Genomic DNA, 8,531 nt, shown 5'->3' on the forward strand with positions numbered 1-8,531 from the left:
TAACATAATACTCTGACCTGTTTACATCCAGCTGAATTTTGTTTAAACTATTGCTTGTTGTGGAACATGTATATACAACAGAGCTAAAAAGAAAGGGTGGATAAATGTGTTAAAAAAACTATTTGGATTAGACAAAAAAGAAGAGTCAAAAGAAGTAGAAATGCCGGAAGCAGACGGAAAAGATTTATTAGCAAGCCCTGCAAATGGAGAGGTTGTTCCGCTTTCAGAAGTGCCTGACCCTACATTCGCAGAAAAGATGATGGGGGACGGCGTTGCTGTTAAGCCTTCCGAAGGTTTAATTGTTTCTCCTGTACACGGGGAAATCGTTCAACTTTTTCCTACTAAGCATGCTGTTGGTATTAAAACAGTTAATGGAATTGAAGTGCTTATTCATATCGGTATTGAAACAGTCAACATGCAGGGTGAAGGATTTAAAGCCTTTGTAAGTGAAGGAGACAAAGTGGCTAAAGGTGATAAATTAGTCGAGTTTGATATGAACCTTGTAAATGAAAAAGCTGAAAGCACTATCACCCCTATTATTATTACAAACGGGGATGCCGTAGACAGCCTTGAAAAGCAGGAAAACGTACAGGCTAATGGCGGAGAAACCATTGTAATGACAGTCCACAGCAAATAAAAAAGAAGCCGGGATAAAAACCGGTAATAAGAATGGCCCTCACATGGTGAGAGCCATTCTTTATTTTCTTTAGTTTTAATTAAACTTATTTCACGCTCTTTCTTTTAAAAGTTAGGATAGACATACGGGCTTTCCGGCTCATCTATTTCCTCAATGTGAGCCTCTGTCACTACAGGAATCTGCTGATCCTTATAATGCCCTTTTTCAATTGTTCCCCATGCTACCATCCACGTGTCATCTTCCACATTAGCAGAATCTGCAGCCTCTATCATTGTGCCGTAAACTGAAGCATCTGCAGTACAGCATGTCATTGCAAAACGGGCAGCAACAATCTGGTCAGGATCAAAGCCGGGTTCCCGGTAAGCAAATCCTGTAATTTCTATTTCTTTTCCAATAAATTCATCGAGGTAAAGATCAAGAACAGTCATCATATCAAGGTAATTTTCATCTGTAACTATCACTGTGTCTTTCTCTAGCATCTCTTCTGCTAATTCCTGGTAATAGTCATCAAACCATTCTTCATCATATATTTCTTCCATTGTGTAATGTTCTTCTTCCTCTTCTGAAGAAGCTCCTATAGAATCCAGATAGCCATCCGGATCATCTAAATAAGCTTCAGCCCTGGCAGTATTGCCACTTTCAGCTTCAGAAGCTGAATTTACATTTCCTTCTGCAGCCTGCGGGTTTGATCCTCCTCCAAATTGTATACCCCGGTTTGCGGCTACAGAACTGTCCAGAGAACGGTCAGGGAGTGTAAAGCCGAATAAAACAGGGAGAATGAAAATACCGTAAATAATCAATTTCAGCCAGGAAGGGCCACTTATTTGATGATCATGTTCACATCCGCAGGAAGAATCCTCTTCATCATCTTTTGTACTTCTGAATACCTGTACAATACCTAAAATGAAAAAGGTAACTAAAGCAAAATAAATGAACGGCATCATTGTCGGGGCAATGTAATACACAATATTTCCGGTTAAAACCAGACTGAGAATTAACATGGCAAAGCCTATGAGAATGATCCCCTGTATAAAAGCATGAAATGAGTGGTCATAGTTCTTCAATTTAATCCCTCCCAGGCGCTACAAAATTAATCCATACAAAATAATGACGGAGAAGTACACGATAAAGGTAACAGTAATCATAAAAGCAATCACAAAACGTGCTTTAAAAAATGCGAAGAGCATAAATGTGTTTTTTAAATCGAGCATCGGTCCGTAAACAAGAAATCCGGTTAGTGATGCATCTGTAAACTGGGAACCGAAAGATGCAGCTACAAATGCGTCAGCTTCTGAACAGAGTGAGAGCAAATATGCAAATACCATCATCACAAATGTTGAAGTATATGTGTTAGTTCCAATTGTTTCAAGAAGACTGCGGTCTAAGAAAGTCTGGAATAATGCAGCAACAAAAGCACCAAGTATCAGATATTTTCCCATCATAAAAAATTCATCAGAGGCATGGTAGACCGTATCACGAACCCTCGCTAAAAAGCCTGGCTTTCCGGATCTCTTTTGAGACTGGTCTTCTTCAATATGCACATGGTGGCTTGCTAATGAGACATTAGCTTTATTTCTAAGCTGATCCGGTTTCTTTCTGAAAATACTGTAAAGAATAGCTCCTATAATAATAGATAAGACAAACGCCAAGCCCATTCGTGAGTAAAGAATGGTGGGGTTATTCCTGAACGCAAAGTAAGTTGACGCAAATACAACCGGGTTAAGAATTGGCGCTGCAACCAGAAAAACTATTCCTGTGTGCAAAGGCATCCCTTTCTTTATTAACCGTCTGACGACGGGAACGATGGCACATTCGCATAAAGGAAGGATGGCGCCCAGAAGTGCTGCTGGAAACAAAGCTGCATAGGCGTTTTTTGGCAAAAACCTTTGAATAGTATCTTCTGAGACATATATCTGAATAAGTGCAGAGACAAATACACCTAGCAAAATAAAAGGGATTGCTTCAATAACAATACTCAGAAAAATGGTGTTTACATTTATCCACGCATTAGGAATAGATTCCATTCGTTCGCTCGTACTGACCTGGTCACTGAATAAAAATAAGATTAGAAATAAAAAGAGCAGACCAAGACCCAGTAAATCTTTTCCAAATACTTTTCCTGTTGAGGTACTCATAAGCTACTCCTGTCTTAAAAAAAGTGGCTGTTCTATTTTGATTCCTTCAATAGTTTAGCAAAGGACTTTGGGACAGTAAATTTAAATAAGAATTTGTAATAGGAATGCAATAAAAAAAGATATCACTTATCTGAGATTAAGAGATATCTTTTTTTTGAACAAAGTTAATCAATCAGCTGTTAAACATCCATCACTGTTGATGGGTCAATTAGCGTGTATACGAGAATGGCGACGATAAAACAATAAATTGCAAAGTAAATTAATTTACTTTTCTTAAGGAAATTTATCAGCCAGACAATTCCTAAAAGTGAAAAAAAGAAACATACGATAAATGATATGAAAAGATTAAACGGACCTATATAATCAAGCATTTCTGCTGAAAATTCGTCCAGAGCGAGGACACTGGAGCCTAATATAACCGGAATAGCCAGCAAAAAAGAATAGCGGACTGCTGTATCCCTGTTTAATCCCATCAATAAGGACGCAACAAGCGTGGCCCCCGAACGGGAAATGCCTGGAATAACTGCAATAGTTTGTCCTAAGCCGACAATTACGGCATCCAGCCCATTCATCGACGATTCATCTCTGTTTCCCAGCCGGTGAAACCTTTCTATAAAAATCAGAGCCAATCCAGTAACCGTCAGCGACGCGGCAATTAAAGCAGGTGTTTTCATCGCATCAGCAATAAAATCGGATAAAAGCATTCCTAATACACCGGTGATAAAGGTAGCTATTAAAATATAAACTCCGAAGAAAAACGGCACCTTGTCCTCTTTGGACCGGTAAATAATAAACTTGAAGAATCCCTGGATGACACTCCAAAGATCTTTCCAGAAATACATAATTACAGCAAGGACGGAGGCCATATGTAAGTAAATTTCAAATGCCAGCCCCGGGAAGGTGTAACCGAACACTAATTGGGTAATCACTATATGAGCCGTGCTTGATACCGGCAGAAACTCAGTGATCCCCTGAATAATACCAAATACAATTGCTTCAAATAACGTCACTTTCATCTTCCTTTCTGCTTGGTTATTATTAATACAGGTTAGCAGACTTTTTATCAGGCCCTGTTTTACGCGTTTTTTCTATCCAATGCAGCCGGCCTTCTATGTTAATCTCTGTGGACAACCCGGGCCCATGGCTCGTCCACAGGCAGAATTTTGATTTCAGATAAAATCTCCATCTAAGGGAGCTCAGGAATTAAAATCAAGATTATAAATACAGGTTCCTTTAAAAGCACTACTGAAATATCATATAATAAAAGTATCGAAACAGGAATCTTTTTTTGTCTGGTTCTATCAGGGCTTGTCTTCAACTGACTTTTCCGAAGGATATTCCGGTTTTATTTTTAAAGTATATTTAAACATATGCAGTACTTCTATGAACATGTTTTCAAAGTGGAGGTTTTTATGAAATTAAGACGATTGTTAACTTTAATTATATTTTTAACTGCTGTCGGGCTTGGGAGTTATGTAATATACGACAATCAGGCTGAACAGAATAATGATGAAAATCAGCGTTTGTTAGATGAGTATCTTGCAAATGAAGGGATTGAAAGGGACGAACAGGGAGAAGAGCCCGCTCCCACTTCTGGGCTGCAAGTAGGTGATGAAGCTCTCGATTTTGAGCTTCCGCAAGTTTATGGCGATGAGCAGTTAACGTTATCAGAACTGGAAGGGAACTATGTCGTTTTAAACATGTGGGCGTCCTGGTGTCCTCCTTGCCGGGATGAAATGCCCGATTTTATTGACTTCTACGAAAAGTATAAGGATGACGGAGTAGAAGTGGTGGGAATTAATATGACGACTCAGGAGAGGAACAACGAAGCAGTTGAACAGTTTGTCGATGATTTTGATATTCCGTTTTACACCGTGCTTGATGAAGACGGAGAAATTCTGGATGGTTATGAAGTAAGGCACATGCCAACCACCCTTATTATAGATCCGGATGGCAAGGTGGCTATGAGGCGGCCTGGATTTATAAACTATGAAATGCTGGAGGATTATTACAAAGATATAAGGCAGAGTTATGAAAAAGAGGCATAAACAAAGAGACGTCATTACCGTTTTACACCCCCTCAGTCAGAATGTTGCTCTGTCACTGGGGGGGATTAATAACGGGAAGACGTCTCTTTTTTCTAACGGTGTTTATCATATTGGGCTAATTTAGTCATCTTCTTGAGGTTGCTGGTTAATTCTTCTGATAAGGCTGGTGTGTTTGTGCTTTTAACATTTTCTTTTAATTGAGAAACCTGGCTTGCACCTGTGAGAGCAGTGCCTACAGCAGGCTGATCCATAATGTACCTGAGTGCCGTCTGCTGCAGGGACATTCTTTCATGGCCTGCCAAATTTCTCAATTCCGGAAGCAACTCTTTAAGCTCGTTTTCAGAATAGGCTAAATACCCATCCTCTGTAAGCTTTCTTTCAAAGTTATCCGTAAGTAAGCCTTTGGCTACAGGACCGCGGGCTATAATTGAAATTCCGTGTTTATCAAACAAAGGAAACCATTCTTCGGGTCTTCGGTCGAGAAGGCTGTACTGCATCATCACGCTTACAATATTTGATTTTTCAGCAAACTGTTTTATAACATTTGGTCTTATAGAGGATATACCATAATACCGGATTGTTCCTTCTTGTGATAAATCTTCGAATGCTTCAATCACTTCATCAATAGGGTCATCAATTGTTCCTCCATGTAATTGATAGAGATCCAAGTAGTCCACATTCAACCTTTGTAAAGATTGTTTTAAAGCATGTTTTATGTAGTTTTTATCCGGATTCCAGCGCCAGCCGTCTATTCCTTCGCCCCATTCATTTCCACCTTTGGAAGCAAGAATAATTTTATCCCGGTGCCCTTTAACAGCCTTTCCGACGCTTTCTTCATTAAATCCAAATTGATATAAATCCGCAGTATCAAAGAAATTAATTCCATGGGCGACGGCTTCATCAATAAGTGCACTGTTTGAAAGATGGTCGTCTGAAAGGGACATGCACCCGAATCCTAATTCAGAAACATATAAATCCGACGTTCCTAATTGATTTTTCTTCATTTTAACACCTCCGTTAATCTCCTACCCGTTCCTGCTTTAAATATATCCCCTTTTTCTTCCGTAACTATTTCAACATAAATAAATCGGGATATCAAACAGTCTGAGAGTATAAGTTTAGTCGCAGGGAACCCCCTAATGAAAAACGGGGGTGTTTTTGATATGCTGAACACGTACAAGAATAAATAAACAGGAGGAGTACACTGTGTCTGACTATTTAAAAGAAACAACTTTAGGAACAAAATCCATTTTCAAAGGAAGAATCATAGATGTAGAAATTCAGGATGTCAGATTACCGGATGGCAAGGAAAGCAAAAGAGAAATCGTACACCATCCCGGGGCTGTAGCCGTCATTGCCTTTACTTCGGATGGGAAACTGATACTGGTTAAGCAATATCGTAAAGCGCTTGAGAAGGCTATTGCAGAAATACCTGCCGGGAAACTCGAAAAAGGGGAAGATCCACTGGAATGTGCGAAAAGGGAACTTGAAGAAGAGACAGGTGTGGTAGCCGGCAGCTGGTCAAAACTTCATTCTTTTTACACAAGTCCGGGTTTTGCTAATGAAATTGTATATATATATTTAGCGGAAGGATTGTCTCATGGAATAGAAAGCACCGATGAGGATGAATTTGTTGAAAGAATAGATGTGACATTGGAGGAAGCAGAAGAAATGATCGCTTCCGGAGAGATTCATGATGCAAAAACAATATATGCCATTCAGTATTGGCAGCTGGAAAAGTTGAAAGCCTCTGAGGGTCAAAAATAAAAGCAGATGCAAAAAAAATATATGGATTTGCATATTCATCTGGGACGGGACATTTACGGCCATCCGGTAAAAATTACTGCTTCAAATAAGATGACTCTCCAGGCGGTGATCGACGAAGCGGTTAGCCGCAAAGGGATGGACATCATAGGGCTTGTGGACTGTCTTTCTCCTGCTGTCCTTAAAGAAATTGAAGATTTATTAAAAGAAGGGGTCCTTACGGAATTAACCGAAGGGGGATTCAGTTATAAAGGAATACTTACGATTCTGCCGGGTGCAGAGATAGAGATTTATGATGAGAGGTGCCGTGGACCGGTCCATGTATTATGTTATTTTCCTGACTTTAAAGAAATGCAGGATTTTTCAGTCTGGTGCCGGCCTAATATCAAAAATATCCATTTAAGTACTCAGCGGATCTACGCAAACACCAGTGATTTACAGAAAAGAGTTAAAGAAGCAAAGGGATGGTTTATCCCTGCACACGTGTTCACTCCTTTTAAAAGTGTGTACGGTAAGGGCGCTGATGTATATATGGCCGAACTATTTAATCTCGACTGGGTAGACGCTGTTGAGCTTGGATTAAGCGCTGACCTATCTATGGCTGAAACTCTGCCTGAATTGGATGCTCTGCCGTTTCTGACAAACTCAGATGCTCATTCGGTTAAAAAAATCGGGAGGGAACATCAGGTCATTGATGTGTCTTCTCCGACTTTTGCAGAAGTAGAGAAGGCCATAAAGCAAAAGGCAGGCAGAAAGGTAGTGAGAAATACAGGCCTTCATCCGGAGCTAGGCAAGTACTATCAAACGGTATGCGGGCAATGTTTCCTGCCGGCAGATAAAAACGTCTGCCTAAAGCATCCTTCAGCTCCTGTCATTAAAGGAGTAAAGGAGAGGACAAGGGAACTGGCCATGCAGCAGGAACAGGGAAAAAGGGAAAAAATGAAAGGGGTGGAACGGGCTTCTTATCTGCACCATATACCGCTTGAATTTATCCCGGGTATCGGCCCGAAAACAGTGGATCACCTAATCACCTTATTTGGCTCTGAAATGGCTGTGCTTCATGAAGTTCCGCTTGAAGACCTTGTTTCAACAGTGACTGAAAAGCAGGCTGATTTTATAAAACGCATGCGTGAAGGGAGATTAAAAATACAGCCCGGAGGAGGCGGAAAGTACGGAAAAGTAAAAATTTAAATCTATTTTCTTTATCATAGTTTGATTCCTCATTTCATAGACTCTGATAGACACACAATCAGATGATAGAAATGAGGGTATATAGATGGGGAAGCTCTATGCAAGGAGAAATAAGCTGACAGAATATCTTGACAATAACAGAGCTGCATATATCTTTACTACCGTCTTGCTTCTTATGGGAGTAATTTTCGGCGCAGTCATTGTAAACAGTATGAACTTTTCCCAGAAAAATGATTTATATGCTTACTTAACTCTTTTTTTTAATGAAGTAGAGAAGGGGGAGTTTGCCAATCCGGCGGCTATTTTCACTCAGAGCTTTGCTTATTACAGTAAAATGCTGGGTTTTATATGGGTGTTAGGGCTTTCGGTGATAGGGATCCCTGTCGTATTTATTCTTCTGTTTATAAAGGGGTTAACGGTAGGTTTTACGGTAGGATTCCTTGTAGACCGGATGGGTTTTGAAGGGTTTTTATTTGCTTTTACATCAGTATTTCCGCAGAATATATTCTTAATTCCGGTATTTATTCTGGTGGCCTCCACAGCTACAGCTTTTTCCATTCGTATCTGGAGACAAATTATTAGACGGGGCCATGAACCGATCTTTCAGCACTTTGTGTCCTACACATTTTTTATTTTTATAATCGGAGCTGTTTTAGTGCTTATTTCGGCCTTTGAGGCATTTATTTCTCCATCAGTAATGCAATTTGTTATTAGAAACTTTATCTTTTGATAATAATTATTAAATAATAATTATTT

At 39.7% G+C, this 8,531-nt stretch carries 9 protein-coding genes; 5 read left to right on the top strand and 4 right to left on the bottom strand.

Annotated elements, in window-relative coordinates:
• Window positions 1-106: 106 nt before the first annotated feature.
• Window positions 107-637, top strand: coding sequence for a PTS sugar transporter subunit IIA (locus K8O68_RS18660; protein WP_230898274.1), 531 nt, complete (start codon window positions 107-109; stop codon window positions 635-637).
• A 104-nt stretch (window positions 638-741) separates the two neighbouring features.
• Here the strand turns inward: K8O68_RS18660 and K8O68_RS18665 are convergent, their stop codons facing one another.
• From K8O68_RS18665 to uppP, 3 genes are all read right to left on the bottom strand, one after another.
• A complete protein-coding gene (locus tag K8O68_RS18665) occupies window positions 742-1,701 on the bottom strand; it encodes a TIGR03943 family putative permease subunit (RefSeq protein ID WP_230898275.1) in 960 nt (319 codons plus the stop codon).
• Window positions 1,702-1,719: 18 nt separating this feature from the next.
• The gene (locus K8O68_RS18670; RefSeq protein ID WP_230898276.1) at window positions 1,720-2,772 is read right to left on the bottom strand and encodes a permease; all 1,053 of its coding nucleotides are present in this window, start codon (window positions 2,770-2,772) and stop codon (window positions 1,720-1,722) included.
• Window positions 2,773-2,951: 179 nt separating this feature from the next.
• Window positions 2,952-3,788, bottom strand: coding sequence for an undecaprenyl-diphosphatase UppP (uppP, locus tag K8O68_RS18675; protein ID WP_235788553.1), 837 nt, complete (start codon window positions 3,786-3,788; stop codon window positions 2,952-2,954).
• 396 nt (window positions 3,789-4,184) lie between these two features.
• Between uppP and K8O68_RS18680 the strand changes: the two genes are divergently transcribed.
• Window positions 4,185-4,820, top strand: a complete 636-nt coding sequence (locus tag K8O68_RS18680) for a TlpA disulfide reductase family protein (protein ID WP_230898277.1) — start codon at window positions 4,185-4,187, stop codon at window positions 4,818-4,820.
• Between the two features lie 92 nt (window positions 4,821-4,912).
• On the opposite strand, the gene K8O68_RS18685 is transcribed toward K8O68_RS18680, so the two are convergent.
• The gene (locus K8O68_RS18685) at window positions 4,913-5,824 is read right to left on the bottom strand and encodes an aldo/keto reductase (RefSeq protein WP_230898278.1); all 912 of its coding nucleotides are present in this window, start codon (window positions 5,822-5,824) and stop codon (window positions 4,913-4,915) included.
• A gap of 202 nt (window positions 5,825-6,026) precedes the next feature.
• Between K8O68_RS18685 and K8O68_RS18690 the strand changes: the two genes are divergently transcribed.
• From K8O68_RS18690 to spoIIM, 3 genes are all read left to right on the top strand, one after another.
• Entirely contained in the window at window positions 6,027-6,587 is a 561-nt protein-coding gene (locus K8O68_RS18690) for an NUDIX hydrolase (protein ID WP_230898279.1), read from the top strand.
• A gap of 6 nt (window positions 6,588-6,593) precedes the next feature.
• Complete coding sequence (locus tag K8O68_RS18695) at window positions 6,594-7,775, top strand: endonuclease Q family protein (protein WP_230898280.1); 1,182 nt, start codon at window positions 6,594-6,596, stop codon at window positions 7,773-7,775.
• 85 nt (window positions 7,776-7,860) lie between these two features.
• On the top strand, window positions 7,861-8,505 hold the full coding sequence (spoIIM, locus tag K8O68_RS18700) for a stage II sporulation protein M (protein ID WP_230898281.1): 645 nt from the start codon (window positions 7,861-7,863) through the stop codon (window positions 8,503-8,505).
• The last annotated feature ends 26 nt before the right edge of the window (window positions 8,506-8,531 follow it).

The organism is Salipaludibacillus sp. CUR1 (genome assembly GCF_021028955.1).
In the GTDB taxonomy this organism is placed as follows: domain Bacteria; phylum Bacillota; class Bacilli; order Bacillales; family Salisediminibacteriaceae; genus Salipaludibacillus.

Excerpts from the sequence above, each read along its gene's own strand:
- K8O68_RS18670 (WP_230898276.1), bottom strand. The coding sequence starts at position 2,772 with ATGAGTACCTCAACAGGAAAAGTATTTGGAAAAGATTTACTGGGTCTT.
- uppP (WP_235788553.1), bottom strand. The coding sequence starts at position 3,788 with ATGAAAGTGACGTTATTTGAAGCAATTGTATTTGGTATTATTCAGGGG.
- K8O68_RS18680 (WP_230898277.1), top strand. The coding sequence starts at position 4,185 with ATGAAATTAAGACGATTGTTAACTTTAATTATATTTTTAACTGCTGTC.
- K8O68_RS18685 (WP_230898278.1), bottom strand. The coding sequence starts at position 5,824 with ATGAAGAAAAATCAATTAGGAACGTCGGATTTATATGTTTCTGAATTA.
- K8O68_RS18695 (WP_230898280.1), top strand. The coding sequence starts at position 6,594 with ATGCAAAAAAAATATATGGATTTGCATATTCATCTGGGACGGGACATT.
- spoIIM (WP_230898281.1), top strand. The coding sequence starts at position 7,861 with ATGGGGAAGCTCTATGCAAGGAGAAATAAGCTGACAGAATATCTTGAC.